The following is a 25,407-nucleotide window of genomic DNA, read 5'->3' on the forward strand; positions in this document are numbered from 1 at the left end:
CGTCGCGCGGCTAGGCTCCCGCACTGTGACCGAAACCCCGTCCGACCCAGGCGACCTCGCACGCCGGGCGGCGGAGGTGATCGCCGAACGCACCGGAATCGCCGAGCATGACGTCGCCATCGTGCTCGGATCGGGCTGGCCGCCGGCGGTCGCCGCGCTCGGTACGCCCACCGCGGTGCTGCCGCAGGCGGAGCTGCCCGGGTTCTGCCCGCCGACCGCGGTCGGGCACACCGGCGAGCTGCTGTCGATGCGCATCGGCGCGCACCGGGTGCTGGTGCTGGTCGGGCGCATCCACGCCTACGAGGGCCACGACCTGTGTCACGTCGTGCACGCGGTGCGGGCAGCCTGCGCGGCCGGCGTGCGGGCAGTCGTGCTCACCAACGCGGCGGGCGGGCTGCGTCCGGACCTGACCGTCGGTGAACCCGTGCTGATCAGCGACCATCTGAACCTGACCGCCCGGTCCCCCCTGGTAGGCCCGCAATTCGTGGACCTGACCGACGCGTACTCCCCGCGGCTGCGCGAGCTCGCCCGCCGGGCCGACCCCACGCTGACCGAGGGCGTCTACGCCGGCCTGCCCGGCCCGCACTACGAGACGCCCGCCGAGATCCGGATGCTGCGCACGCTGGGCGCCGATCTGGTCGGCATGTCGACGGTGCACGAGACCATCGCGGCCCGGGCGGCCGGCGCCGAGGTGCTGGGGGTGTCGCTGGTGACCAACCTGGCCGCCGGGATCGGCGGCGCACCGCTGAGCCATGCCGAGGTGCTGGCCGCCGGGGCCGCGGCGGCCACCCGGATGGGCGCGCTGCTGGCCCTGATCCTTTCCCAGCTGCCCCGGTTCTAGGGCCATGACGCCCGAGGAGTGGATCGCCCACGATCCCGACCCGAAGACGGCCGCCGAGCTCGCCGCGTGCGCCCCCGAGGAACTCGCCGCGCGGTTCGCCCGGCCCCTGACGTTCGGCACGGCCGGACTGCGCGGCCCGGTGCGCGGCGGCCCCGACGCCATGAACGTGGCGGTGGTGTCGCGGGCCACCTGGGCGTTGGCACAGGTGCTGATCCGCCGCGGCCTGCAGGGCTCGTCGGTGATCGTGGGACGCGACGCCCGGCACGGCTCGGCGGTGTTCGCCACGGTCGCCGCCGAAGTGATTGCCGCGCAAGGGTTTTCCGTGGCTCTCCTGCCGGGCCCGGTGCCCACTCCGGTGGTGGCGTTCGCGGTGCGGCACACTGGCGCACCGGCCGGGATCCAGATCACCGCATCGCACAACCCGCCCGCCGACAACGGCTACAAGGTGTACCTCGACGGCGGCATCCAGATCGTGTCCCCCACCGACCGCGAGATCGAGGCCGCGATGGCCGCCGCACCGCCGGCCGATCAGATCGGCAGAACCCCGGTGGAACCCGCGGGGGCCGATCTGGTCGAGCGCTACATCGAGCGGGCGGCGGGGTTGCGACGCGGTACCGGTTCGGTGCGGGTGGCGCTGACCGTGATGCACGGGGTGGGCGGCGCGGTGGCCGTCGAGACATTGCACCGGGCGGGGTTCACCGAAGTGCATTCCGTCGGAATCCAATTCGCACCGGACCCGGACTTTCCCACGGTGGCGTTCCCCAACCCCGAGGAGCCCGGCGCCACCGACGCGCTGCTGGCCCTGGCCGCGGACTCCGACGCCGACGTGGCGATCGCGCTGGATCCCGACGCCGACCGATGTGCCGTCGGCGTCAAGGACGGGCCGCGATGGCGGATGCTGTCGGGTGACGAAACCGGTTGGCTGCTGGGCGATTACATACTGTCATCGACCCGGACCGAAACCCCGGTGGTGGCCAGCACGGTGGTGTCGTCGCGGATGCTGGCGGCCATCGCCGCGCGCTACGGCGCCGTCCACGTCGAAACCCTCACCGGCTTCAAATGGCTGGCCCGCGCCGACGCGGAAGTGCCCGGCGGCACCCTGGTCTACGCCTACGAGGAGGCGATCGGGCACTGCGTCGACCCCGCGGCCGTGCGCGACAAGGACGGCATCAGCGCCGCGGTGCTGGTGTGCGACCTGGTGGCCGCGGCCAAACAGCAAGGTCGCTCGGTCCCAGACCTGCTCGACGAACTGGCCCGGCGGTACGGGGTGCACGACGTCGCCGCGGTGTCGCGCCGGGTCGCCGACACCGGCGAGGCCGTCGAACTGATGCGGCGGTTCCGGGCGTCCCCACCGAGAACGCTGGCCGGCCACACCGCGAAACTCACCGATATCACCGACGCGCTGATCTTCACCGCCGGCGACGACGACACGTCGATCAGGCTGGTGGTGCGGCCTTCCGGGACCGAGCCGAAGCTGAAGTGCTACTTGGAGATTCGCTGCGCGGTCGACGCCGACCTGGGCGCGGCGCGGCGGCGCGCCCGCGCCCTGCGCGAGGAGCTGGTGGCTGCGGTGCGGAGCTGGTGAACAGGTTGGGCCCGAATTGGCGGTCACCGGCGTCGCCGAGGCCCGGCACGATATAAGCCGACTTGTTCAGGCCCTTGTCGACCGCGGCGGTGAAGACCCGCGCGTTCGGTGCCGCTTTCTCCACCGCCGCAAGGCCTTTCGGAGCGGCCACCACGCAGAGCACGGTGATATCGGTTGCGCCGCGGCGCTGCAACAGCCCGATGGTGTACGTCATCGACCCGCCGGTGGCCAGCATGGGGTCGAGGATGATCACCGGCCTGCCCGCCAGCCTGGCGGGCAGCGCCTCCAGATACGGGACCGGCGCGTGGGTTTCCTCGTCGCGGGCGACACCGACGAATCCCACCTCCGCCTCCGGTATCGCGGCGTGCGCGGCGTCGACCATGCCCAGCCCGGCCCGCAGCAGCGGCACCAGCAGCGGGGGTTTGACCAAGCGCGTCCCGGCAGCCGCCGCGACCGGGGTGCGGATGCGCACCGACTTTCGCGGCGCGTCGCGGCCGGCTTCGTAGACCAGCATCAGGGTGAGCTCGCGCAGCGCGGCGCGAAAGCCGGCGGTGTCGGTGTGTTCGTCACGTAGCACCGTCAGCCGGGCCGCGGCAAACGGGTGGTCGAGGACGCTCACTTCCATGGCGTCGAGGGTATATAACGATCGGGCAAAGCCGTTCTGACACGCTCGCGTCCGTCCCGGAAAACCCCTACGCCCGTTCGTATACTCCGGGCGTGTTGCGCGAATTTCGAGTTCGGCCAAGGCTGATCGGCGGGGCGTATCGAAGCCTGCGGGCCCTGGGCGCGTGCGCGTTGGTGGCGCTGGCGGCCAGCCCGTTGACCCCGCGCATAGGCTTTGCGGCAGCGGCCATTCCGCAACCCGCGCACATCGTGATCGTGGTCGAGGAGAACCGCTCGGAAAACGGGATCATCGGCAACAAGTCGGCGCCCTTCATCACCTCGCTGGCCGCGGGCGGCGCCAATATGACCCAGTCGTTCGCCGAAACCCATCCGAGCGAACCGAATTACCTGGCGCTGTTCGCGGGCAACACATTCGGGGTGACCAAGGACCTGTGCCCGATCAACGGCGGCGCCGCGCCGAACCTCGGTTCCGAATTGCTCGCCGCGGGCTACACATTCGTCGGCTACGCCGAGGGCCTGCCGGCGGTCGGCTCACCGGTCTGCAGCGCGGGCAAATACGCGCGCAAGCATGTGCCCTGGGCCAACTTCACCAACGTGCCGGCCGCGAACTCGCTGCCGTTCTCGGCGTTCCCGATGGGCAACTACGCCAGCCTGCCGACCGTGTCGTTCGTCATCCCCAACAACGACGACAACATGCACGACGGGTCGATCGCGCAGGCCGACGCCTGGCTGAACCGCGAGATGTCCGGATACGCCAATTGGGCGGTGGCCAACAACAGCCTGCTGATCGTGACGTTCGACGAGGACGACAATTCCAATGTTGGAGGCAGCCGCAACCAGATCCCCACGGTGTTCTACGGCGCCCACGTCCGTCCCGGCAGCTACAGCGAACAGATCAACCACTACAACCTGCTTTCCACGGTGGAGCAGATGTATGGGCTGCCCAAGACCGGATACGCGGCGAGCGCGCCGCCGATCACCGATATCTGGGGCTAGCCACTCCGGGCGCATGCCGCGGCCGTCGCTATTGTGTGCCGCATGGTTGCTGACCTCGTGCCCATCCGCCTGAGCCTGTCCGACGGTGACCGCTACACGGTGTGGGCACCCCGCTGGCGCGACTCCGGCGACGAGTGGGAGGCGTTCCTGGGCAAGGACGAGGACCTGTTCGCGTTCGCCTCGGTGGCCGATCTGGTCGCGTTCGTGCGTTCCGACGACGACCACGACCTGGTCGACCACCCGGCGTGGAAGGAGCTGCGGGCGGCGCACGCGCACGCCTTCGAGCCCGCCGAGGACAAGCAGTACGACCTGGTCGCCGTCGAGGAGCTGGTGGCGGAGAAGCCCACCGAGGAGTCGGTGTCCGCGCTGGCCGGCACGCTGGCCATCGTGTCGTCCATCGGCTCGGTGTGCGAGCTGGCCGCGGTGTCGAAGTTCTTCAACGGCAACCCCAGCCTGGGCACCGTGTCCGGCGGGATCGAGCACTTCACCGGCAAGGCCGGCGCCAAACGCTGGAACGCGATCGCCGAGGTGATCGGGCGCAGCTGGGACGACGTGCTGGGCGCGATCGACGACATCGTCACCATCCCCGAGGTCGACGCCAAGCTGTCGGACAAGGCCGCCGACGAGCTGGCCGAGGAGCGCGCCGAAGACGAGGCCGACGAGGACGCCGCCGAGGACACAGACGCCGCCGAGGACACAGAGGCCGACGCCGAGGCCACCGAGGCCGACGCCGAGGCCGACGAGGATGCCGACGCCGAGGACACCGAAGACGAGGACACCGACGACGCCCCAGCCCGGGCGACCGGGGACACCGTGGTGCTGGGCAGCGACAAGGACTTCTGGCTGCAGGTGGGCATCGACCCGATCCGGATCATCACGAGTTCCGGCACCTTCTACACGCTGCGCTGCTACCTGGACGACCAGCCGATCTTCCTGGGCCGCAACGGCCGCATCAGCGTCTTCACCTCCGAGCGCGCGCTGGCCCGCTACCTGGCCGACGAGCACGACCACGACCTGGCCGACCTGAGCACCTACGACGACATCCGCACAGCGGCAACCGACGGCTCGCTGGCGGTCGAAATCACTGACGACAACATCTACGTGCTCAGCGGGCTGGCCGACGACCTGGCCGACGGGCCGGACGCGGTGGATCGCGAGCAGCTGGAGCTGGCCGTCGAGGTGCTTCGCGACATCGGCGACTACTCCGAGGAGAGCACCGTCGACAAGGCGCTCGAGACCGGCCGTCCGCTGGGCAAGTTAGTGGCCGCCGTGCTCGAGCCCGACTCGGTGACCAAGCCGTCGCCGCCGTACGCCGCGGCGGTTCGCGAGTGGGAGAAACTGGAGCACTTCGTCGACGGACGGCTCCGCCGCGAATAGCTGCGTGTAACGGGATAGGTTGGGTGGCGTGTCGCTTCCCGGTATCGGCCCGTTACCGCTGTACGGGTTCCAGCGTCCCGGCCTGCTGTTGTTCGGGCTGGTGCCGCTGGCCCTGCTGGCCGTCTACGTCCTGGTCCAGGCGCGCCGCCGCCGACGGCTGCACCGCTACACCGACACTCCCGTCGCGCAGTCGCCGTGGCGGCACCTCCCGATCGCCGTGTCGCTGCTCTGCCTGGCGCTGTTGACCATTGCGCTGGCCACCCCCACCCACGACATGCGCATCCCGCGCAACCGCGCCGTCATCATGCTGGTGATCGATATGTCGCAGTCCATGCGGGCGACCGACGTCGAGCCCAACCGGCTCAAGGCCGCCGAACAGGCCGCCACCCAGTTCGCCGGCCAGCTCACGCCCGGCATCAACCTCGGGCTGGTCGGCTTCGCCGGCACGCCCTATCTGCTGGTGCCGCCGACCCCGCAACACCAGGCGACCATCGACGCGCTGAAGAAGCTGGATTTCGCCGACAGCACGGCCACCGGCGAAGCGATCTTCACCGCCCTGCACGCGGTCAGCGCCACCGGGGTCGCCGGCGGCGACACTCCCCCGCCGGCCCGCATCGTGCTGCTGTCCGACGGCGGCGAGAACAAGCCCTCCAATCCCAGCGATCCGCACGACGGCGTCTACACCGCGGCGCGGCTGGCCAAGGACGAGGGCGTGCCCATCTCGACGATCTCGTTCGGCACCAAGGGCGGCGAGATCGAGATGGACGGGCAGCGCATCGCCGTCCCGGTGTCGACGGACCAGATGAAGATGGTCGCCAAGCTGTCCGGCGGGCAGTCCTACACCGCCACCAACCTCGGCGAGCTTGAGAAGAGCTATAACGCCATCGAGAACGAGATCGGCTACCGCACGGTGCCGGGCCCGGGCAGCTCCGGCTGGCTGCGCCTCGGCGTGCTGACCGCCCTGATCGCGACCGCGCTGGCACTGCTGATCAACCGGCGCCTGCCCAGCTGAGGACTCAGGCGGGCAGCCTGCGGTTCAGCAGCAGACCGGCCAGGATGGCACCGGCCATGGCGAAGGCGCCGAGCAGCATCCAGGCCAGACTCGCGTCGCCCTTCACGGTTTCGTAGCCGATCTGGCGCTGCAGCGTCGAGTACACGTCCTTCAGCGATTCCAGGCTGTCCGCGTGGAACGCCTGGCCGTCGGTGATCTCGCAGATCTTCTGCAGCGTCTGGTCGTCCACCGGAACCGGGATGGTGGCGCCCTCGTAGTCGACGGTGCCGTACGGGGTGCCGAACGAGATCGTCGAGATCTGCACGCCCTCGGCCTTGGCGGCCCGGGCCGCGGTGAACGCCCCCTGCGGCGCGTTGGGGTCCAGCGGGACGTTCTCGGCACCGTCGGATTCCAGCACGATCCGCGCCGGCGGCGGCCCGTCGCCGCCACCCATCACCGAGCCGACCGTCGCGATCGCCTGCAGCGCGGTGAAAAGGCCTTCTCCCGTGGCGGTTTTCGGGGCCGGCTGCAGGCTGTCGATGCCCGCTTTCACCGCGCCGCGGTTGGTCGTCGGTGGAACCAGCAGCGTGGCGTTGGCCGCGAACTCGACCAGCCCCAGGTTGATCGCCGGGGTCAGCTGGTCGGCGAATTGCTTGCCGGCCTCCTTGGCCGCGGCGAGGCGGTTGGGTGGCACATCGTTGGAGGCCATCGACTCCGACACGTCGATCACCAACATCACGACCGCGCGGTTGAGCGGAATTCGCACGTCCGACGTCGGCCCGGCCATCGCGGTGGTCAGCAGCACCAGCGAGGTGGCGAGCAGGATGGTCGGGACGTGCCGCCACTTGCTGGGCCGCGGCGGCGCGACGCGCTCGAGCACCTCCATGTTCGCGAACCGCAGCACGCGACGACGACGGGCGAATTGCTGCACCACGTAGAGGCCGATCACCAGCAGCACGATCAGCAGGACCAGGAAGAACCAGGCGTTCTGGAAACCCGTGAGCGACACCGGTCCCAGCAGGGGCACCTTCATGTCCAGCCACACTATGCGCCGACCGGGGGCGGTGCATGGGCCGCCGCCCGGGGATTAGCCGGCGACGAGATCGCGACGCTGGGTGAACTTGATGTCCAGGCTGCGCAGGTGCGTCTGCAGCCCGGCGTCCTGGACGGGGATCAGGTGGGCGGGCTGATCGGTCTCGTTGTAGTGGGCGTGCCACATGCCCGGCGGCGTGGTGAACGCACAACCGGCCCGCCAGTCCACCCGGGTGGGATCGATGATGTCGCCGCGCTCGTCGAGTCGGGTGCCCAGCAGCGTGTAGCAGCCGGACTCCGGCGCATCCAGGATGAGATCCAGCGCGACCGACTGGTGCCGGTGCGGGCGCTGCACCTGGTTGGGCGGCAGCACGCCGAACATGGCCCACAGCACGTGGGTGATGGTCAGCGTCTGCTCCTGGTTGGCATTGGCCAGCAGCACGCTGACCCGGCTCTTGTCGTTCGCGCCGGGGCGCGACGCGATCTGCTCCAGCTTGGCCACCGCGTCGGCGCGGCGGAACTTGGTCGCCGCAAAGCGCGGCTGGGTCGCCTCGGCGCCCAGGTAGCGCATCAGCGGCTCGTCGTGCACCCAGTAAATGGCCGTGTCGGTGGCGGCGTAGAACACGGAATGGCTGCCGGCGGGCAGCGTCACGAAATCGCCCTTCTCCCACTCGATCAGCCGGCCGTTGACCGCCGCGAAACCGCGCCCGTAAAGCACGTAGTACAGCTGCGAGGTGGCGTTGGGGCTGGTGTCGACCTGCTCTTTGGCGCGGATGCTGATGAAGTTGGCCAACAGCGCCGGGCTGGTCGCCGCGCCGGTGCCGATGCCGATGCCGAGCTCCCCGGACAGATCCAGCGGGATCACGCCGGTCGGCGCGTCGAGGTAGATCTCGGGATCGAATCGCTTCACCGGAACCGGCGGGACGTGCCCGGACCCAATCGGGTTGGCCGCCTTGGAGTACTCGAAGTACTCAGCCTGCTGCGCCCACTCCTCGAAACGGCCCTCGAACCCGAACTCGGCCACATTGATCATCGGTGCCGGGATCGTCGGATCCAGGTTGGGCGTCACCAGCTGCTGGGTGGTGGGCATCTCGGGTCTCCCTCTGCCGCTCGGATGTGTCTCGTATCTGAATAGTATTTATCTTGTATCTCAGTGCCGGGAATGTCAATCTCCGCAGGTAGGACCCAGGGTGTACGGTCTTCACCACGCTTGAGATACGACTTAGCTACAAGAGCGAGGTGCGATGGCAGCAAGGGACCCCCGGCCGGGCACGGCCAAGGACCGCGCGCTGGACTACGTCAAGACCCAGGTGCTCACCGGCGAGTTCCCCGGCGGCGAGCTGATCAGCGAGGGCGACGTCGCCGCCGCACTGGGGATGTCGCGCACCCCGGTGCGCGAAGCGTTCCTGCGGCTGGAGGCCGACGGGCTGCTGCGGCTCTACCCGCAGCGCGGCGCCCTGGTGGTCCCGGTCTCACCCGACGAGGTGCGGGCGGTGATGGAGGCACGGCTGGTCCTCGAGCAGTTCGCGGCCGGCAAGGTGGTCGGCCGCGGCCCGGCCGTCTGTGCCGCGGTCTTCGAACGGCAATCGGACGAACTGCGGCGGCAGCGCGACGCCGCGGCGGCCGCCGACTGGCGGGAGTTTTTGGAGTCTGACCGCGCCTTCCACGCGATCACGCTGGAGGAGTCGGGCAACGCCATCCTGGCGAGTTTCTATTCGATGTTGCGCGACCGCCAGATGCGGATGATCGGGGAATCGGCGCTGCGCGAACCCGATCGGGTGGCGACGATCCTGGCGGAACACCGGGGCATCGCGGAAGCGTTGCGCGACGGCGACTTACCGCGCGTCCTGCGGGCGGTGCAGACCCACCTGGCCAGCACGGTGCGGGCCATGGGACTCTCCGTGCAGCCGGACCCGTTCTGGGCTACCGGATTTGGCGCTCATGGCGCAGACTGATCGATAGCCCGGGGGAAGCCGTGCCGGGTCCGGACATGAGGGGGCACGATGGCCTGGACGATCTATGCGGGAGTCCGCGACGCCCCGCCGCCACCGGCACCGCCGATCGCCCCGCCGCCGCCCATGGCACCGCCGCCGGACCCCTCCATCGGGATGCCGGGACACATCTAGCGAGGAGCCGTCCGGCCTAGCCGATCAGCACGGCATAGCGCGGCTTGATCACCTCGTCGATGATCGCCAGCCGCTCGTCGAACGGGATGAACGCGGACTTCATCGCGTTGATGGTGAACCGCTCGAGGTCACTCCACCCGTAGCCGAAAGCCTCGACCAATCGGTGCATTTCGCGACTCATGAAGGTGTCGCTCATCAGCCGGTTGTCGGTGTTGACGGTCACCCGGAAGCGGGTGCGGGCCAGCAGATCGAACGGATGCTCGGCGATGCTCTTGACCGCGCCGGTCTGCACGTTGGAACTGGGACACAGTTCCAGTGGAATCCGCTTGTCCCGCAGGATCGATGCCTGTTGGCCCAGCCGGACCCGTCCGTCGACCAGCACGTCGATGTCGTCGACGATGCGCACGCCGTGGCCCAGCCGATCCGCGCCGCAGAAGGCGATCGCCTCATGGATAGACGGCAGCCCGAACGCCTCGCCGGCATGAATGGTGAAGCGCGCGTTGTGGTCTCGCATGTACTCGAAGGCATCCAGGTGGCGGGTCGGCGGGTTGCCCGCCTCGGCGCCGGCGATATCGAATCCGACAACTCCCTTGTCCCGGAACCGGATTGCCAGCTCGGCGATCTCCCGGGACACCGCCGCGTGCCGCATGGCGGTCACCAACAGGCGCACCACGATCGGGCGTCCCGCTGCCGCACATGCCTTCTCGCCGTCGGCGAAACCGGCCAGCACGGCGTCGACGATCGCATCGAAGGACAGCCCCCGGTCGATGTGCAGCTCGGGAGCGAACCGGATCTCGGCGTAGACCACCGAGTCCTCGGCCAGATCCTCCACGCACTCGTACGCGACCCGGTGCAGCGCCTCGGGTGTCTGCATCACCGCCACGGTGTGCGAGAACGGCTCCAGGTAGCGCTCCAGCGAGCCGCTGTGCGAACGGGTGCGAAACCACGTCGCCAGCTCGTCGATGTCGGTGGCGGGCAGCCCGTCGTAGCCGATCTGCCCGGCGATGTCCAGCACGGTCGACGGGCGCAGGCCGCCGTCGAGGTGATCGTGCAGCAGGGCCTTGGGGGCCTTTCTGATCTGCTCCAGCCCCAGCGGTGCGGTCATGTCGCGATCCGATCGATGATCAGCGGCCGGGAAGCCGGTGGTTCGTCGTCGACGCTCCACCCGCCGTCCAGCTCGGCGAGCGCAGCGCCGAAGCGCTCCGGGGTTTCGGTGTAAAGGGTGAACAACGGCTCACCGGCCGTGACCGGTTCGCCGGGGCGGCGGTGGATCCGGATACCGGCGCCCGACTGCACCCGTTCGGCCGGACGGGACCTGCCCGCACCGAGCCGCCATGCCCCCAGCCCCACTGCCATCGCGTCGATATCGCCCATTGTGCCGCCCCGGGGCGCGTTCACGGTCTCGGCATGCCCAGCGATCGGCAACGGCACCGACAGATCACCGCCCTGGGCCGCGACGAGCCGGCGAAACCGGTCCATAGCGGTGCCGTCGCGCAAGGTGTCGGCGGGGTCGCGGTCGTCGACGCCGGCGAGCTCGAGCATCTCTTCGGCCAGCCGCAGCGTCAGCTCGACGACGTCGGGCGGCCCGCCGCCGGCCAGCACCTCGAGCGACTCTGCGACCTCGAGCGCATTGCCGACGGTCGCGCCCAGCGGGCGGTTCATGTCCGTCAACAGCGCGCGGGTGGGCACCCCGTGCGCCGCACCCAGCTCGACCATGGTGTGCGCCAGTTCGCGGCTCTGCGCCTCCGTGGCCATGAACGCTCCGGAACCCACCTTCACGTCGAGCACCAGCGCCCCGGCCCCCTCCGCCAGCTTCTTGCTCATCACCGAGCTGGCGATCAGCGGCAGCGACTCGACGGTGGCGGTGATGTCGCGCAGCGCATACAGCTTGGCGTCGGCCGGGGCCAGATCACCGGCGGCGAAGATGGCCGCCCCGACCTCGCGCAGCTGGTCGCGCACGCGCCGGCTGGACAGCTCGGCGGTGAACCCGGCGATGGATTCCAACTTGTCCAGGGTGCCGCCGGTGTGGCCGAGCCCGCGGCCCGACGCCTGCGGCACCGCCGCGCCGCAGGCCGCGACGATCGGCACCAGGGGCAGGGTGATCTTGTCGCCCACCCCGCCGGTGGAGTGCTTGTCCACCGTGGGCACGCCCAGGTCGCTGAAATCGAGCGTCTCGCCCGACGCCAGCATCGCCGCGGTCCACCGGGCGGTCTCGCCGCGGTCCATGCCGCGCAACAGGATCGCCATCAGCAGCGCCGCCATCTGTTCCTCGGCCACCCGGCCGTCGGTGTAGGCGCCGACGATCCAGTCGATGGCGGCGTCGGACAACCGGCCGCCGTCACGCTTGGTCCGGATCACCGTGGGCGCGTCGAATGCGGGCGCCATCAGCCGCGCCCCGCGGCCAGATCGTCGGGGCCGAAGGCGTCCGGCAGCAGGTCGCCGAGCCGGCGCGGCCCGCCCGGATGGTCGATCAGCAGCTCCGGGCCGCCGTGTTCCAGCAGCACCTGACGGCACCGCCCGCACGGCATCAGCACCGAGCCCCGCCCGTCGACGCACGCCAGCGCCACCAGGCGGCCGCCGCCGGTGGAATGCAGGGCGCACACCACCGCACATTCGGCACAGAGACCAAGGCCATATGAGATGTTCTCCACATTGCAGCCGGTGACCACGCGGTGATCGTCGACCAGCGCGGCCGCCCCGACCCGGAATCGCGAGTAGGGTGCATAGGCACCCGCAGACACCTCGATTGCCTTGTCCCGCAACATTTTCCAGTCGATCTCAGGCATAACGAAACCCCGCTCACCCATGGCCGATTCCGACAGTCACCCTAGTCGCAAAACGGCGTTTCGCTTGACGGACATTGGCGCAGGCCGCGCCGCGACCGAGATAAGCTCAAGTGCCCGGCGTGACTGACGTTGAAGTCGGAAGAAGGCGGTGAGGACTGGGGTGACGACGCAACCGACGACCGCGGATCCGGCGGCACCGGTATCGGCTCCATCGCGCAAACGCAGGCCACCACGGACGCTGTACCGGGGCGACCCCGGCATGTGGTCGTGGGTGCTGCACCGGATCAGCGGCGCGACGATCTTCTTTTTCCTGTTCGTCCACGTCCTGGACGCCGCGATGCTGCGGGTCAGCCCGCAGACCTACAACGCGGTGATCCACGACTACCAGATGCCGATCGTCGGCCTGATGGAATACGGCCTGGTCGCCGCGGTGCTCTTCCACGGCCTGAACGGGATCCGGGTGATCCTGATCGACTTCTGGTCCGAGGGCCCGCGCCACCAGCGGCTGATGTTCTGGATCGTCGGCGTCGTGTTCCTGCTGCTGATGGTCCCGGCCGGCGTGGTGACGGTCATCCACATGCTGGGGCACTTCCGATGAGCAGTCCCGACCTTCAGCTCGGACGCGGCCAGGTGGCGCCGGTCCGGCAGCGCAGCCACGACCGGCCCGCCAGCCTGGACAATCCCCGCTCGCCGCGGCGGCGGGCCGGCATCCCCAACTTCGAGAAGTTCGCCTGGCTGTTCATGCGGTTCTCCGGGATCGCGTTGTTCGTGCTGGCGATCGGCCACCTGTTCATCATGCTGATGTGGGACGACGGCGTGTACCGCATCGACTTCAACTACGTGGCGCAGCGCTGGGCGTCGCCGTTCTGGCAGTTCTGGGACCTGGCGCTGCTGTGGCTGGCGCAGCTGCACGGCGGCAACGGCCTGCGCACCATCATCGACGACTACAGCCGCAAGGACAGCACCCGGTTCTGGCTCAACAGCCTGCTGCTGTTGTCCATGGCGTTCACCCTGGTGCTGGGTACCTACGTGCTGCTGACATTCGACCCGAATATCGGAGGCTGACATGTTTGCGCCACCTCCTCCCCATCGCTTCGCTCTGCATCGTCGGAGGCTGACATGTTTGCGCCACCTCCTCCCCATCGCTTCGCTCTGCATCGTCGGAGGCTGAGCAGGTGATCTCCCAACACCGATACGACGTGGTGATCGTCGGCGCCGGCGGGGCCGGCATGCGCGCCGCGGTGGAGGCCGGGCCGCGGGTTCGCACGGCGGTGCTGACCAAGCTCTACCCCACCCGCAGCCACACCGGCGCCGCCCAGGGCGGCATGTGCGCGGCGCTGGCCAACGTCGAGGACGACAACTGGGAGTGGCACACGTTCGACACCGTCAAGGGCGGCGACTACCTCGCCGACCAGGACGCCGTGGAGATCATGTGCAAGGAAGCCATCGACGCGGTGCTGGACCTGGAGAAGATGGGGATGCCGTTCAACCGCACCCCCGAGGGCCGCATCGACCAGCGCCGCTTCGGCGGGCACACCCGCGACCACGGCAAGGCCCCGGTGCGCCGGGCCTGCTACGCCGCCGACCGCACCGGCCACATGATCCTGCAGACGCTGTACCAGAACTGCGTGCGGCACGACGTGCAGTTCTTCAACGAGTTCTACGCGCTGGACCTGGTTTTGACGCAGACGCCCAGCGGGCCGGTGGCCGCCGGCGTGGTCGCCTACGAGCTGGCCACCGGCGACATCCACGTCTTCCACGCCAAGGCGATCGTGCTCGCCACCGGCGGGTCGGGCCGGATGTACAAGACCACCTCCAACGCGCACACGTTGACCGGCGACGGCCTCGGCATCGTCTTCCGCAAGGGACTTCCGTTGGAGGACATGGAGTTTCACCAGTTCCACCCCACCGGCCTGGCTGGCCTGGGCATCCTGATCTCCGAGGCGGTGCGCGGTGAGGGCGGCCGGCTGCTCAACGCCGACGGCGAGCGCTTCATGGAGCGTTATGCCCCGACGATCGTCGACCTGGCACCGCGCGACATCGTGGCCCGCTCCATGGTTTTGGAGGTCCTGGAGGGCCGCGGCGCCGGACCCAACAAGGACTACGTCTACATCGACGTCCGCCACCTCGGCGAGGACGTGCTGGAGGCCAAGCTGCCCGACATCACCGAGTTCGCCCGCACCTATCTGGGTGTGGACCCGGTGCACGAGCTGGTCCCCGTATACCCGACCTGCCACTACGTGATGGGCGGCATCCCCACCACCGTCACCGGACAGGTGTTGCGGGACAACACTTCTACAGTGCCGGGGCTGTATGCGGCCGGCGAGTGTGCATGCGTGTCGGTGCACGGGGCCAACCGGCTGGGCACCAATTCGCTGCTGGACATCAACGTGTTCGGCCGCCGCGCCGGCATCGCCGCGGCCAATTACGCGCGGGGACACGACTTCGTGGACATGCCGCCGCAGCCCGAGGCGATGGTCGTCGGCTGGGTCGGCGACATCTTGAGCGAGCACGGCAACGAGCGCGTCGCCGACATCCGCAACGCGTTGCAGCAGTCGATGGACAACAATGCCGCCGTGTTCCGCACCGAGGAGACGCTCAAGCAGGCGCTCACCGACATCCACGCGCTCAAGGAGCGCTACGCCCGAATCACCGTGCACGACAAAGGGAAACGGTTCAACAGCGACCTGCTCGAGGCCATCGAACTGGGCTTCCTGCTGGAGCTCGCCGAGGTCACCGTCGTCGGGGCGTTGAATCGCAAGGAGTCTCGCGGCGGCCACGCCCGCGAGGACTATCCCAACCGCGACGACGTCAACTTCATGCGCCACACCATGGCCTACAAGCAGGGCACCGATCTGCTGAGCGACATCACGCTGGACTTCAAGCCCGTCGTGCAGACTCGCTACGAACCCAAGGAGCGCAAGTACTGATGGCTGTCGATTCAGACGTCGAGACCAGCCTGGAACCACCCCTGCCGCCGGTTCCGGACGAGGCGGTCATGGTGACCGTGAAGATCGCCCGGTTCAATCCCGACCAGCCCGACGCCCACGCGGAAACCGGTGGCTGGCAAAGCTTTCGGGTGCCGTGTCTGCCCAGCGACCGGATGCTCAACCTGCTGATCTACATCAAGAGCTACCTGGACGGGACGCTGACCTTCCGACGCTCCTGCGCGCACGGGGTGTGCGGCTCGGACGCCATGCGCATCAACGGCGTCAACCGGCTGGCGTGCAAGGTGCTGATGCGCGACCTGCTGCCGGCGCGCAAGAAGGGGAAACCGGGGAAGGCACTGACCATCACGGTCGAGCCGATCCGTGGGCTGCCGGTGGAGAAGGACCTGGTGGTCGACATGGAGCCGTTCTTCGACGCCTACCGGGCGGTGAAACCGTACCTGATCACCACCGGCAACCCGCCGACCCGCGAACGCATTCAGAGCCCGACCGACCGCGCCCGCTACGACGACACCACCAAGTGCATCCTGTGCGCGGCGTGTACCACCAGTTGCCCGATCTTCTGGCACGAGGGCAGTTACTACGGCCCGGCGGCGATCGTCAACGCGCATCGCTTCATCTTCGACAGCCGCGACGAGGCCGCCGCCGAGCGCCTGGACATCCTCAACGAGGTCGACGGCGTGTGGCGCTGCCGCACCACGTTCAACTGCACCGAGGCCTGTCCGCGCGGCATCCAGATCACCAAGGCGATCCAAGAGGTCAAGCGCGCGATCATGTTCTCGCGCTAGGCGCGCCCCCTCCGGCCGCGAGCGTCACGCCAGGGTGACGTTCAGCACCGAGCGTCACACCAGCGTGACGCGCAGGCGCTGGTTCCCGAGGCCCGTCACACTTCGCGGGCCTGCCTCGTCTGACGGATATGACACAGAAAACCCGCATCGAGCCCCTGCCACCCAAGCGCACCGGATTGCTGGCCCGGGCCATGTACCGGATCGCCAAGCGGCGGTACGGCCAGGTCCCCGAACCGTTCACCGTTGCCGCACACCATCGCGGGCTGATGATCGCCGGCGCCTTGCACGAGACCATGCTGGACCGGGCGTCGAAAACCCTGCCGGTCAGCGTGCGCGAACTCGCGGTGCTCTGGACCGCACGCACGGTCGGCTGCTCGTGGTGTGTCGACTTCGGGTCCATGCTGCAGCGGCTGGACGGCCTGGACATCACGCGCCTGAAGGAGATCGACAATTACGCCACCTCAACGGCATTCACCGACGACGAGCGCGCCGCCATCGCCTATGCCGATGCGATGACCACCGACCCGCACACCGTGACCGACGAGCAGGTCGCCGACCTGCGGGCCCGCTTCGGTGATGCCGGGGTGATCGAGCTGACCTACCAGATCGGTGTGGAGAACATGCGGGCGCGGATGAACACCGCGCTGGGCATCACCGAGCAGGGTTTCAACTCCGGCGACGCCTGCCGGGTGCCCTGGGCGACCGAGGCGACCTAGCTCAACGGGTCCGCAGCGGAGAGCCGGTGAATTTGTCGGGGTTGGCGACATCCCATAGGGCGCAGACCTTTCCGTCGCGCACCGTCGCGGCCATGATCCGCGGCATCATCTCCCGGTACCCGTCGCTGGCGGGGCAGCCGGGTGTGTAACCGCCCAGCTCGCCGTTGACCAGCCCCAGCTGGTACGAGTTGAACATCGCCGGGCCGTAGCGCTGGGCGAGGCCGAAGAAGAATCGGGCGACCTTGTCCGCACCGCGGATGACGTTGATTGCCGTGGGCGCCTTGCCATTCGCGTCGCCGGTCAGGATCACATCGGGGTGCAGCAGCGCCACCACGGCCTCCAGATCGCCGGATGCCATGGCGGCCAGCAACTTGCCGACGACCTCGTCGTGCGCCGGATCGGGCTCGGGCGCGGCCTCGGCCGAGACGGCCTTGCGGGCCCGCGACGCGAGTTGCCGGGCGGCGGCCTCGTTGGTCCCCAGCACCTGCGCCACCTCCGCGAACGGCACGGCGAACCCGTCGTGCAGCACGAAGGCGACCCGCTGATCGGGCGACAACCGCTCCAGCACCACCATGGCCGCGAACCGCGCGTCCTCGCCGGCCACCACCGCCGACAGCGGGTCGGCCGCTTGAGAGTCCGAGAAGCCGGTGACCACCGGCTCGGGCAGCCAGTTGCCGGTGTAGGTCTCGCGACGATGCGCGGCCGACCGCAACCGGTCCAGGCCCAGCCTGCTCACCACCGTGGTCAGCCAGGCCCGCAGGTCGGTGATCTCCGTTCGGTTTTCGGGGTCCTGCTTGTGCCAGCGCAGCCACGCATCCTGGACGATGTCCTCGGCGTCGGCCACGGTGCCGGTGAGCCGGTAGGCGACCGACATGAGGTGGGGCCGTAACGACTCGAACTCGCTGACCTGCTGTGCTGAGGTCATGTGATCGAGCCTAGCCCGGCGACGGCGAGCGCCGAAACGGCGCGAGCGAGGAGCCGGGCCATCGAGCCTAGCCCGGCGACGGCGAGCGCCGAAACGGCGCGAGCGAGGAGCCGGGCCATCGAGCCTAGCGTTAGGCTCCACACGACATGACTGACAACCTGTGGCTGCACTTCGCCCGGCACGGTCCGGACATCACGCCGCCGATCATCACCCGCGGCGAGGGCGTCACCATCTTCGACGACCGCGGCAAGGCCTACCTCGACGGCCTGTCCGGACTGTTCACCGTGCAGGTCGGCCACGGCCGCACCGAACTCGCCGAGGTCGCCGCCCGGCAGGCGAGCACGCTGGCGTTCTTCCCGCTGTGGGGCTACGCGACTCCACCCGCGATCGAGCTCGCCCAACGCCTCGCCGGCTACGCCCCGGGCGACCTGAACCGGGTCTTCTTCACCACCGGCGGCACCGAGGCCGTCGAGACCGCCTGGAAGCTGGCCAAGCAGTACTTCAAGCTCACCGGCAAACCCGGTAAGCACAAGGTGATTTCGCGATCGGTCGCCTACCACGGCACCACTCAGGGCGCGCTGGCGATCACCGGGCTGCCGAAGTACAAGGCGCCGTTCGAGCCGGTGACGCCCGGCGGCTTCCGGGTGCCCAACACCAATTTCTACCGGGCGCCCGAGCCGTTCGGAACCGACCCGAAGGCCTTCGGGCAGTGGGCCGCCGACCGGATCGCCGAGGCCATCGAGTTCGAAGGCCCCGACACCGTGGCCGCGGTGTTCCTGGAGCCGGTGCAGAACGCGGGTGGCAGCATCCCGCCTCCACCAGGCTATTTCGAGCGGGTGCGCCAGATCTGCGACGAATACGACGTGCTGCTGGTCTCCGACGAGGTGATCTGCGCGTTCGGCCGGATCGGATCGATGTTCGCCTGCTCAGACTTCGGCTACGTGCCGGACATGATCACCTGCGCCAAGGGGATGACGTCGGGCTACTCGCCCATCGGCGCCATGATCGCCGACGACAGGCTGTTCGAACCGTTCAACGACGGCGCCACCATGTTCCCGCACGGGTATACCTTTGGCGGCCATCCGGTTTCGGCGGCCGTCGGGCTGGCCAACCTCGACATCTTCGAGCGTGAGGGTCTCAACGACCACGTCCGAACCCACGCCCCCGCCCTGCGCGCCACCCTGGACAAGCTCTACGACCTCCCGATCGTGGGCGACGTGCGCGGCGAGGGTTTCTTCTACGGCGTCGAACTGGTCAAGGACCAGGCGACCAAGCAGACATTCAGCGACGAGGAACGCCGCCCGCTGCTCGCCCGGGTCGGCGCGGCGCTGTTCGAGGCCGGGCTGTATTGCCGCACCGACGACCGCGGCGACTCCGTCATTCAGCTGGCGCCGCCGCTGATCAGCGGGCAGGCCGAGTTCGACACCATCGAGTCCATCCTGCGCGAGGTGCTGACGCGGGAGTCCGCGCGGCTCTAAAGTCCTGGGCATGGCGCGCAAACCCCGTATCCACCCGGTCCGGTGGCAGCCGCCGCCGGTCGACCCGTTGCCCGACATGCCGGCGCCGGGCGTCACCGTCGTCCCGTTGCCCGGCAACGGTCCCGAGGATGTCGTCGTCGACACGGCCGGCCGGTTGTGGACAGGCCTCGACGACGGGCGCATCGTGCGGATTGACGCCGACGGCGACAACCCCACCGTTATCGCCGATACCGGCGGGCGCCCGCTCGGTCTGCACGTCGCCCGCGATGGCCGAATCCTGATCTGTGACAGCCATCGCGGATTGCTCACGCTGGACCCGGCCAGCGGCACGCTTGAAGTGCTGGTCGAATCGGTGGCCGGCAGGCGGCTCAAGTTCTGCTCCAACGTCACCGAAACAGCCGACGGCACAATCTATTTCACCGAGTCCACGAGAGACTTTCATTTCGAGCACTTCGGCGCCCCGATCCTGGAGGCGCGCGGAACCGGCGGCTTGTTCCGCTTCGGCACGGACGGCACCGTCACCACGCTGCTCGACGGGCTGTACTTCGCCAACGGGCTGACGGCGACGGCCGACGGGTCGGCGCTGGTCTTCGCCGAGACCCAGGGGCGCCGGCTGTCCAAGTACTGGTTGACCGGGCCGCGGGCCGGATCGGTGACGCCGTTGGCGGTGCACCTACCCGGCATGCCCGACAACATATCCACCGGTGCCGACGGCCGCATCTGGACCGCGATGGTCACCGAGGCGAACCCGGCGCTGGAATCGCTGTTCCCGCGCGCCCCAATCATCCGCAAGCTGGTGTGGCGGCTGCCCGAGCGGGTGCAACCGAAGATCAAGCCGGAGATTTGGGCGGTCGCGTTCGATCCGGACAGCGGCGGCGCCGTCGCCGGCCTGCGCACCCGGCATCCGGACTTCGGCGCCGTCACCGGTCTGGTCGAGGCGGCCGGCAAGCTCTGGATGAGCACGATCAGCTACCCGACCCTCGCGCAGGTGGACTTGGCGGCCACCAAGCTCTAGCGGGCCGCCCGCTTCACCGCGTCGGCGGCCATCAGTACCTCACGCGAATGGGCCGGCGACGAGGCGTTGGCCAGCCGCGTCAACGCGTTACAGAGCCACGCGAGCGATGACCGCAGCTCGGGATCCGATGTGGACTCGCGAAGCTGCCTGAGTTCGGCCAGCACCTGCTCGGTCCCCGCGCGCTGCACCTGGGTCGCCTTCTCGGCCTGCCTGAGCAGTTGGTCCAGCGACCGCGGACCCGTCGACCACAACCGAAACCTTGGAATAGCGGTCAGTGTAGGCGTTCGGTGCGGTCATCGCGCGCCGGCGGCCTGGTAACTCGTGCTTGTAACTTGTGCCCCATCAGTCACAGCGCGGCTCCCGCGAATCTGGCGCGCGATCGCCTAGTCTGCAACCACGATGATCCCGTTACGTTCCGCATCATGCCTGGCAGCGGCGCTTTTCCTGGTGGCCGCCCCGGTCACGCTGGCAGCGCCGGCGACATTGCCGCTCGGGATGCCGCTCGGGATGCCGCTCGGGATGCCGCTCGCCACGGCCGAACCAGCCCCCGGACCCAATGCCGCGCCTCCGGACTGCCCGTACAAGGTGAACACCCCGAAGGCCGTGGATTCGTCGGAGGCCCCCACCGCCGGCGACCCGCCGATCCCGCTGGCGGTGCCCGCCAAGCCGGTCGGCGGCGACGCGCTGAGCAGCTGCGGGATCGTCGCCGCGCCAAACACGCCGGCCCTGCCCAACGACGTCTCCGCCGAGGCCTGGCTGGTGGCGGACCTGGACAGCGGCGCGGTGATCGCGGCCAAGGACCCGCACGGGCGGCACCGCCCGGCCAGCATCATCAAGGTGCTCGTCGCGATGGCCTCCATCAACGCGCTCAACCTGAACAAGGCGGTCCCGGGAACCGCCGACGACGCCGCCGCCGAGGGCACCAAGGTCGGCGTCGAGGAGGGCGGCGTCTTCACCGTCAACCAGCTGCTGCACGGGCTGCTGATGCACTCCGGCAACGACGCCGCCCACGCGCTGGCGATGCAGCTGGGCGGCATGCAGCAGGCGCTGGAGAAGATCAACGTGCTGGCCGTCAAGCTGGGCGGTCAGGACACCCGGGTGGCATCGCCGTCGGGACTGGACGCGCCCGGCATGAGCACCTCGGCCTACGACATCGGGCTGTTCTACCGCTATGCCTGGCAGAACCCGACGTTCGCCGACATCGTCGCGACGCGGACCTTCGACTTCCCCGGCCATGGCGATCACCCGGGCTACGAGCTGGAAAACGACAACCAGCTGCTCTACAAGTATCCCGGCGCGCTGGGCGGCAAGACCGGCTACACCGACGACGCCGGCCAGACATTCGTCGGCGCCGCCAACCACGACGGGCGCCGGTTGGTGGCGGTGCTGCTGCACGGGACGCGGCAGCCGATCGCCCCGTGGGAACAGGCCGCGCACCTGCTGGACTACGGCTTCTCCACCCCGCAGGGCACCCAGGTCGGCTCGCTGATCGCGCCCGACCCATCCCTGGCGCCGGCCAAGCGCGACACCGCCGCCGACCCGGTCGCGAACAACGCTGCGGCGGGCGACATCATCGGTTCGGCGGACGCCATGCCGATCCGGGTCGGCGTGGCGGTGATCGGGACGATCGTGGTGTTCGTGCTGATCATGATGGCGCGCTCGATGAACCGCCGACCGCAACACCGCTGAGCGGTGCCCACTGTGTCGCGGCGCGGTCTGCTGGTCGGGCTGACCGCCGCCAGCGTCGGCGTCATCTACGGCTACGACCTGTCCATCATCGCCGGGGCGCAGTTGTTCATCACCGAGGACTTCGGATTGTCCACGCGCCAGCAGGAATTGCTCACGACGATGGTGGTGATCGGCCAGATCGTCGGGGCGCTCGGCGCCGGCGTGCTGGCCAACGTGATCGGGCGGAAAAGGTCGGTGGTGCTGATCCTGTTCGCCTACACGGTTTTCGCGCTGCTGGCCGCATTCTCGCTGTCGCTGCCGATGCTGCTGACCGCGCGGCTGCTACTGGGTCTGACCATCGGCGTGACGGTGGTGGTCGTCCCGGTGTACGTGGCGGAATCGGCCCCGACGGCGGTGCGCGGCTCGCTGCTGACGGCCTATCAACTGGCCATCGTCAGCGGGCTCATCGTCGGCTACCTGACCGGATACCTGCTGGCCGGCACGCACAGCTGGCGCTGGATGCTGGGACTGGCCTGCGTGCCCGCATTGCTGTTGCTGCCGTTGGTGATTCGGATGCCCGACACGGCCCGGTGGTACGTGTTGAAGGGCCGGATGGACGACGCCCGCCGGGCGCTGCTGCGGGTCGAACCCACCGCACAGGCCGACGACGAGCTCGCCGAGATCGGCCGCGCACTCAGCGAGGCCACCCCCGGCACCAAGGGCGCCGGCTCCGAGATGCTGCGGCCCCCGTACCTGCGGGCCACCGTCTTCGTGGTCGTCCTCGGCTTTTTGATCCAGATCACCGGGATCAACGCGATCATCTATTACAGTCCCCGAATCTTCCAGGCCATGGGCTTCACCGGTAACTTCGCGCTGCTGGGGCTGCCGGCGTTGCTCCAGGTCGCCGGGCTGGCGGCCGTCGGCGTGGCCCTGCTGCTGGTCGATCGGGTGGGGCGGCGGCCAATCCTGTTGTGCGGCACCGCGATGATGATCGTCGCCGACGTCGTGCTGATGGCCGTGTTCGGCCGGGGCTTCGGCGCCCCGATCGCCGGGTTGGCCGGCATCCTGCTGTTCATCATGGGCTACACCATGGGCTTCGGCTCCCTGGGCTGGGTGTACGCCAGCGAAAGCTTCCCGTCCCGGCTACGCTCGATCGGGTCGAGCACCATGTTGACCTCCAACCTGGTGGCTAACGCCATCATCGCCGCCGTCTTCCTGAGCCTGCTCCATTCCCTGGGCGGCGCAGGAACTTTCGCGCTGTTCGCGTCGCTCGCCGCGGTCGCGTTCGTCTTCGTCTACCGCTATGCGCCGGAGACCAAGGGCCGCCAGCTCGAGGACATCCGCCACTTCTGGGAAAACGGCGGCCGATGGCCGTGATCGCCGCGGGCACCATGGTGCTCGACGGTCGGGTCTGCCGCCCGGGTTGGCTCGAAACCACCGGCGGACGGATCGCGGCCTGCGCGCCCGGGGCGCCGCCCCGCCCGGCCGACCGGAACTTCCCCGATTGCACTGTGGTGCCGGGCTTTATCGACATGCACGTCCACGGCGGCGGCGGCGCTTCCTACACCGACGCCGACGGCATCGCCGGCGCGGCCGCGTTTCACCTGCGGCACGGCACCACCACCACGCTGGGCAGCCTGGTGACCGCCGCGCCATCCGAATTGCTCAGCGGGGTGCGGGCGCTCGCCGAGGCCACCCGGGCAGGCACCGTCGCGGGCATCCACCTGGAGGGGCCGTGGCTGAGCCGGGCGCACTGCGGAGCCCACGACCGCACCCGGATGCGTGATCCGGACGCGGACGAGATCGACGCGCTGCTGGCCGCGGGCGGCGGCGCGATCAAGATGGTGACGCTGGCGCCCGAGCTGGCCGGGGCCGACGCGGCAATCCGCCGTCTCGTGGACGCGGGAGTCGTTGTGGCGGTAGGGCATACCGGCGCCACCTACGAGCAGACCAAGGCGGCGATTGACGCGGGCGCCACGGTCGGCACGCACTTGTTCAACGCGATGCCACCGCTGCACCATCGCGAACCCGGCCCGGCACTGGCCTTGCTGCGGGACCCGCGGGTGACCGTCGAGGTCATCGCGGACGGCGTGCACCTGCACCCCGACGTGGTGCGGGCGGTCATCGCGGCTGCCGGCGCGGAACGGGTCGCCACGATCACCGACGCGATCGCCGCGGCGGGCCGCGCCGACGGCGCATTTCGGCTCGGCGGGGTGCCCATCGATGTCGTCTCCGGTGTGGCACGGGTGCACGGGACGTCGACGATCGCGGGCAGCACTGCCACCATGGACCGGCTCTTTGGCACCGTGCACGCCGACGCAGGACTCGTCGCCGCGGTACAGACCACCGCCGCGACGCCGGCTCGAGCGCTCGGCCTACAGCGAGTGGGCGTGCTCGAAGCCGGCTATGACGCCGACCTTGTTGTGCTGGACGGTGATCTGCGCGTGTCGGCGGTCATGGTGCGCGGCGCCTGGCGCTAACGCAGCAAGCGGGCGATCCGGGAAAGTGTCAGCGCCCCAACGGCTCCCAACGCCATCGCGGTCAGCGTCTGGCGGTAACCCAGACCCTCGTCCAGGTGCACCCGCGGCGCGATGATCGCCGGCGCCGGAGGGGCAACGGGTTGACTGCGCGGATCCGTGGATGCTGTCGCCGCCCACGCGGTGCAGAACAGCACGAGATAGGCGGTGATGTAAGCGAACACCATCAACCCCAGCACCGGGCCGAACGTCGCGCCCGCCGGGCTGCGCAGCACCGTCCTCAGATAGATGGACGCCACCTGCTTGAACACCTCGAAGCCGATCGCCGCGATCAGCCCGGCCCGCATCGAATCGACCAGGCTGACCTTTTCGCGGGGCAGCCGGGCGATCATCCAGGTGAACAGCAGCCACGACACCAGCGTCGCGATCAGAATCGAGAACAGCCAGAAGAGCCAGTCGAACACCACAAACTGCGGTATGCCAAGCCATTTCAACAGCGCGGCCAGGGGCGCGGCATGGCCGACGGTGGTCAGCGCGACGGTGACGACGATCACCGCGAACGTCCCGACCATCGCCAGCAGATCGGAGAACTTGTTGTGCACGAAGCCCGGTGACTCGATCTGCTGGTCCCACCACATCTCCGTCAACGCCTGGCGCAGGTGCGATATCCAGCCCATGCCCGCCCACACCGCGGTGGCCAAACCGATGACCCCGACCGAAGTCCGGGCGTCGATGGCCGAGTTCATCAGCTCCTGCAGCTGATTGCCCAGTGTGCCGGTCACCTGGGAGCGGATGTGGTCGTCGATCGTGCTCAGCAGCTGCGGCCGCCGGGCCAGCACAAACCCGAAGGCCGCGAAACCGACCATGAGCAAAGGGAACAACGCGAAGATCGTGTAGTACGTGAGGCCGGCCGCGAAGAACCCGCCGTTGCGCTCGTCGAACCGCTTATAACCGCGCAGGACGTGGTCCAACCAGCCGTACCGGGCCCGCAGCCGGTCGAGGGCACCCGCCTTGGCCGGCTCGCTCATGGTGAA

At 69.2% G+C, this 25,407-nt stretch carries 24 protein-coding genes and 2 pseudogenes; 17 read left to right on the forward strand and 9 right to left on the reverse strand.

Annotation, left to right across the window (positions count from 1 at the left end):
• The first annotated feature begins 25 nt into the window (after positions 1-25).
• Together G6N50_RS14570 and G6N50_RS14575 are read left to right on the forward strand one after the other, a co-directional pair.
• Positions 26-841 (forward strand): purine-nucleoside phosphorylase, encoded by an 816-nt coding sequence (locus G6N50_RS14570; protein WP_083098790.1) that lies wholly within the window; start codon positions 26-28, stop codon positions 839-841.
• Between the two features lie 4 nt (positions 842-845).
• Positions 846-2,426: a phospho-sugar mutase gene (locus tag G6N50_RS14575; RefSeq protein WP_142275739.1), complete on the forward strand. Its 1,581-nt coding sequence runs from the start codon at positions 846-848 to the stop codon at positions 2,424-2,426.
• A 7-nt stretch (positions 2,427-2,433) separates the two neighbouring features.
• Here the strand turns inward: G6N50_RS14575 and upp are convergent.
• Positions 2,434-3,051 (reverse strand): annotated as a pseudogene (upp, locus tag G6N50_RS14580) (uracil phosphoribosyltransferase); the annotation flags it as partial.
• Between the two features lie 146 nt (positions 3,052-3,197).
• Between upp and G6N50_RS14585 the strand changes: the two are divergent.
• Genes G6N50_RS14585 through G6N50_RS14595 form a run of 3 tightly spaced genes read left to right on the forward strand, consistent with a single transcriptional unit; the run spans position 3,198 to position 6,435 of the window.
• The gene (locus G6N50_RS14585; protein ID WP_083098846.1) at positions 3,198-4,046 is read left to right on the forward strand and encodes an alkaline phosphatase family protein; all 849 of its coding nucleotides are present in this window, start codon (positions 3,198-3,200) and stop codon (positions 4,044-4,046) included.
• Between the two features lie 42 nt (positions 4,047-4,088).
• Entirely contained in the window at positions 4,089-5,423 is a 1,335-nt protein-coding gene (gene satS / locus G6N50_RS14590; RefSeq protein ID WP_083098793.1) for a protein export chaperone SatS, read from the forward strand.
• Positions 5,424-5,451: 28 nt separating this feature from the next.
• The gene (locus G6N50_RS14595; RefSeq protein ID WP_083098794.1) at positions 5,452-6,435 is read left to right on the forward strand and encodes a VWA domain-containing protein; all 984 of its coding nucleotides are present in this window, start codon (positions 5,452-5,454) and stop codon (positions 6,433-6,435) included.
• Positions 6,436-6,439: 4 nt separating this feature from the next.
• On the opposite strand, the gene G6N50_RS14600 is transcribed toward G6N50_RS14595, so the two are convergent.
• Together G6N50_RS14600 and G6N50_RS14605 are read right to left on the reverse strand one after the other, a co-directional pair.
• Positions 6,440-7,447, reverse strand: a complete 1,008-nt coding sequence (locus G6N50_RS14600) for a VWA domain-containing protein (RefSeq protein WP_083098848.1) — start codon at positions 7,445-7,447, stop codon at positions 6,440-6,442.
• A 54-nt stretch (positions 7,448-7,501) separates the two neighbouring features.
• Positions 7,502-8,536, reverse strand: a complete 1,035-nt coding sequence (locus tag G6N50_RS14605) for a cupin domain-containing protein (protein ID WP_083098796.1) — start codon at positions 8,534-8,536, stop codon at positions 7,502-7,504.
• A gap of 154 nt (positions 8,537-8,690) precedes the next feature.
• Between G6N50_RS14605 and G6N50_RS14610 the strand changes: the two genes are divergently transcribed.
• Both G6N50_RS14610 and G6N50_RS29725 read left to right on the forward strand, forming a co-directional pair.
• A complete protein-coding gene (locus G6N50_RS14610) occupies positions 8,691-9,401 on the forward strand; it encodes a GntR family transcriptional regulator (RefSeq protein WP_083098797.1) in 711 nt (236 codons plus the stop codon).
• A 48-nt stretch (positions 9,402-9,449) separates the two neighbouring features.
• On the forward strand, positions 9,450-9,572 hold the full coding sequence (locus G6N50_RS29725) for a hypothetical protein (RefSeq protein ID WP_264028844.1): 123 nt from the start codon (positions 9,450-9,452) through the stop codon (positions 9,570-9,572).
• Between the two features lie 16 nt (positions 9,573-9,588).
• Here the strand turns inward: G6N50_RS29725 and G6N50_RS14615 are convergent, their stop codons facing one another.
• Genes G6N50_RS14615 through G6N50_RS14625 form a run of 3 tightly spaced genes read right to left on the reverse strand, consistent with a single transcriptional unit; the run spans position 9,589 to position 12,358 of the window.
• Positions 9,589-10,677 carry an adenosine deaminase gene (locus tag G6N50_RS14615; protein WP_083098799.1) on the reverse strand — a complete coding sequence of 363 codons (1,089 nt, stop codon included), beginning with the start codon at positions 10,675-10,677 and terminating at the stop codon, positions 9,589-9,591.
• Positions 10,674-11,957, reverse strand: a complete 1,284-nt coding sequence (locus G6N50_RS14620) for a thymidine phosphorylase (protein WP_083098801.1) — start codon at positions 11,955-11,957, stop codon at positions 10,674-10,676. Before G6N50_RS14620 ends, G6N50_RS14615 begins: the two co-directional genes overlap by 4 nt.
• Positions 11,957-12,358 (reverse strand): cytidine deaminase, encoded by a 402-nt coding sequence (locus G6N50_RS14625; RefSeq protein ID WP_083098803.1) that lies wholly within the window; start codon positions 12,356-12,358, stop codon positions 11,957-11,959. Before G6N50_RS14625 ends, G6N50_RS14620 begins: the two co-directional genes overlap by 1 nt.
• Positions 12,359-12,617: 259 nt before the next feature.
• On the opposite strand from G6N50_RS14625, the gene sdhC reads away from it, so the two are divergent.
• The 5 genes and pseudogenes from sdhC to G6N50_RS14650 form a co-directional block, all read left to right on the forward strand.
• The gene (gene sdhC, locus G6N50_RS14630; protein WP_232068988.1) at positions 12,618-12,956 is read left to right on the forward strand and encodes a succinate dehydrogenase, cytochrome b556 subunit; all 339 of its coding nucleotides are present in this window, start codon (positions 12,618-12,620) and stop codon (positions 12,954-12,956) included.
• Entirely contained in the window at positions 12,953-13,423 is a 471-nt protein-coding gene (locus tag G6N50_RS14635; protein ID WP_067831759.1) for a succinate dehydrogenase hydrophobic membrane anchor subunit, read from the forward strand. The genes sdhC and G6N50_RS14635 overlap by 4 nt, the downstream gene beginning before the upstream one ends.
• A gap of 110 nt (positions 13,424-13,533) precedes the next feature.
• Positions 13,534-15,288: a succinate dehydrogenase flavoprotein subunit gene (gene sdhA / locus G6N50_RS14640; RefSeq protein WP_083098806.1), complete on the forward strand. Its 1,755-nt coding sequence runs from the start codon at positions 13,534-13,536 to the stop codon at positions 15,286-15,288.
• Entirely contained in the window at positions 15,288-16,094 is an 807-nt protein-coding gene (locus G6N50_RS14645) for a succinate dehydrogenase iron-sulfur subunit (RefSeq protein WP_083098808.1), read from the forward strand. The genes sdhA and G6N50_RS14645 overlap by 1 nt, the downstream gene beginning before the upstream one ends.
• Positions 16,095-16,189: 95 nt before the next feature.
• Positions 16,190-16,810: pseudogene (locus tag G6N50_RS14650) on the forward strand (carboxymuconolactone decarboxylase family protein); the annotation flags it as partial.
• Between the two features lies 1 nt (position 16,811).
• Here G6N50_RS14650 and G6N50_RS14655 read toward each other — a convergent pair.
• Positions 16,812-17,735 carry a sigma-70 family RNA polymerase sigma factor gene (locus G6N50_RS14655; protein ID WP_083098811.1) on the reverse strand — a complete coding sequence of 308 codons (924 nt, stop codon included), beginning with the start codon at positions 17,733-17,735 and terminating at the stop codon, positions 16,812-16,814.
• Positions 17,736-17,881: 146 nt separating this feature from the next.
• On the opposite strand from G6N50_RS14655, the gene G6N50_RS14660 reads away from it, so the two are divergent.
• The gene (locus G6N50_RS14660) at positions 17,882-19,213 is read left to right on the forward strand and encodes an aspartate aminotransferase family protein (protein ID WP_083098813.1); all 1,332 of its coding nucleotides are present in this window, start codon (positions 17,882-17,884) and stop codon (positions 19,211-19,213) included.
• Between the two features lie 10 nt (positions 19,214-19,223).
• Positions 19,224-20,228, forward strand: a complete 1,005-nt coding sequence (locus tag G6N50_RS14665; protein ID WP_083098814.1) for an SMP-30/gluconolactonase/LRE family protein — start codon at positions 19,224-19,226, stop codon at positions 20,226-20,228.
• Here G6N50_RS14665 and G6N50_RS14670 read toward each other — a convergent pair.
• The gene (locus tag G6N50_RS14670) at positions 20,225-20,455 is read right to left on the reverse strand and encodes a hypothetical protein (protein ID WP_083098849.1); all 231 of its coding nucleotides are present in this window, start codon (positions 20,453-20,455) and stop codon (positions 20,225-20,227) included. The genes G6N50_RS14665 and G6N50_RS14670 overlap by 4 nt on opposite strands.
• 172 nt (positions 20,456-20,627) lie before the next feature.
• Between G6N50_RS14670 and G6N50_RS14675 the strand changes: the two genes are divergently transcribed.
• From G6N50_RS14675 to nagA, 3 genes are read left to right on the forward strand one after another with little or no spacing between them, the layout of a single operon-like run.
• Positions 20,628-21,917: a D-alanyl-D-alanine carboxypeptidase family protein gene (locus G6N50_RS14675; RefSeq protein WP_083098816.1), complete on the forward strand. Its 1,290-nt coding sequence runs from the start codon at positions 20,628-20,630 to the stop codon at positions 21,915-21,917.
• Between the two features lie 3 nt (positions 21,918-21,920).
• Positions 21,921-23,273: a sugar porter family MFS transporter gene (locus G6N50_RS14680; RefSeq protein WP_083098817.1), complete on the forward strand. Its 1,353-nt coding sequence runs from the start codon at positions 21,921-21,923 to the stop codon at positions 23,271-23,273.
• Entirely contained in the window at positions 23,264-24,376 is a 1,113-nt protein-coding gene (gene nagA / locus G6N50_RS14685) for an N-acetylglucosamine-6-phosphate deacetylase (RefSeq protein ID WP_083098819.1), read from the forward strand. Before G6N50_RS14680 ends, nagA begins: the two co-directional genes overlap by 10 nt.
• On the opposite strand, the gene yhjD is transcribed toward nagA, so the two are convergent.
• On the reverse strand, positions 24,373-25,401 hold the full coding sequence (yhjD, locus tag G6N50_RS14690) for an inner membrane protein YhjD (protein ID WP_083098821.1): 1,029 nt from the start codon (positions 25,399-25,401) through the stop codon (positions 24,373-24,375). The genes nagA and yhjD overlap by 4 nt on opposite strands.
• Positions 25,402-25,407 lie beyond the last annotated feature (6 nt).

The sequence above is a fragment of the Mycobacterium mantenii genome (genome assembly GCF_010731775.1).
Lineage (GTDB): Bacteria > Actinomycetota > Actinomycetes > Mycobacteriales > Mycobacteriaceae > Mycobacterium > Mycobacterium mantenii.

Coding starts and splice junctions, on each gene's coding strand:
- nagA (WP_083098819.1), top strand. CDS start 23,264: ATGGCCGTGATCGCCGCGGGCACCATGGTGCTCGACGGTCGGGTCTGC.
- G6N50_RS14645 (WP_083098808.1), top strand. CDS start 15,288: ATGGCTGTCGATTCAGACGTCGAGACCAGCCTGGAACCACCCCTGCCG.
- G6N50_RS29725 (WP_264028844.1), top strand. CDS start 9,450: ATGGCCTGGACGATCTATGCGGGAGTCCGCGACGCCCCGCCGCCACCG.
- G6N50_RS14605 (WP_083098796.1), bottom strand. CDS start 8,536: ATGCCCACCACCCAGCAGCTGGTGACGCCCAACCTGGATCCGACGATC.
- G6N50_RS14635 (WP_067831759.1), top strand. CDS start 12,953: ATGAGCAGTCCCGACCTTCAGCTCGGACGCGGCCAGGTGGCGCCGGTC.
- yhjD (WP_083098821.1), bottom strand. CDS start 25,401: ATGAGCGAGCCGGCCAAGGCGGGTGCCCTCGACCGGCTGCGGGCCCGG.
- G6N50_RS14625 (WP_083098803.1), bottom strand. CDS start 12,358: ATGCCTGAGATCGACTGGAAAATGTTGCGGGACAAGGCAATCGAGGTG.
- sdhC (WP_232068988.1), top strand. CDS start 12,618: ATGTGGTCGTGGGTGCTGCACCGGATCAGCGGCGCGACGATCTTCTTT.
- G6N50_RS14620 (WP_083098801.1), bottom strand. CDS start 11,957: ATGGCGCCCGCATTCGACGCGCCCACGGTGATCCGGACCAAGCGTGAC.
- G6N50_RS14660 (WP_083098813.1), top strand. CDS start 17,882: ATGACTGACAACCTGTGGCTGCACTTCGCCCGGCACGGTCCGGACATC.
- G6N50_RS14610 (WP_083098797.1), top strand. CDS start 8,691: ATGGCAGCAAGGGACCCCCGGCCGGGCACGGCCAAGGACCGCGCGCTG.
- G6N50_RS14600 (WP_083098848.1), bottom strand. CDS start 7,447: ATGAAGGTGCCCCTGCTGGGACCGGTGTCGCTCACGGGTTTCCAGAAC.
- satS (WP_083098793.1), top strand. CDS start 4,089: ATGGTTGCTGACCTCGTGCCCATCCGCCTGAGCCTGTCCGACGGTGAC.
- G6N50_RS14575 (WP_142275739.1), top strand. CDS start 846: ATGACGCCCGAGGAGTGGATCGCCCACGATCCCGACCCGAAGACGGCC.
- G6N50_RS14675 (WP_083098816.1), top strand. CDS start 20,628: ATGATCCCGTTACGTTCCGCATCATGCCTGGCAGCGGCGCTTTTCCTG.
- G6N50_RS14665 (WP_083098814.1), top strand. CDS start 19,224: ATGGCGCGCAAACCCCGTATCCACCCGGTCCGGTGGCAGCCGCCGCCG.
- G6N50_RS14655 (WP_083098811.1), bottom strand. CDS start 17,735: ATGACCTCAGCACAGCAGGTCAGCGAGTTCGAGTCGTTACGGCCCCAC.
- G6N50_RS14615 (WP_083098799.1), bottom strand. CDS start 10,677: ATGACCGCACCGCTGGGGCTGGAGCAGATCAGAAAGGCCCCCAAGGCC.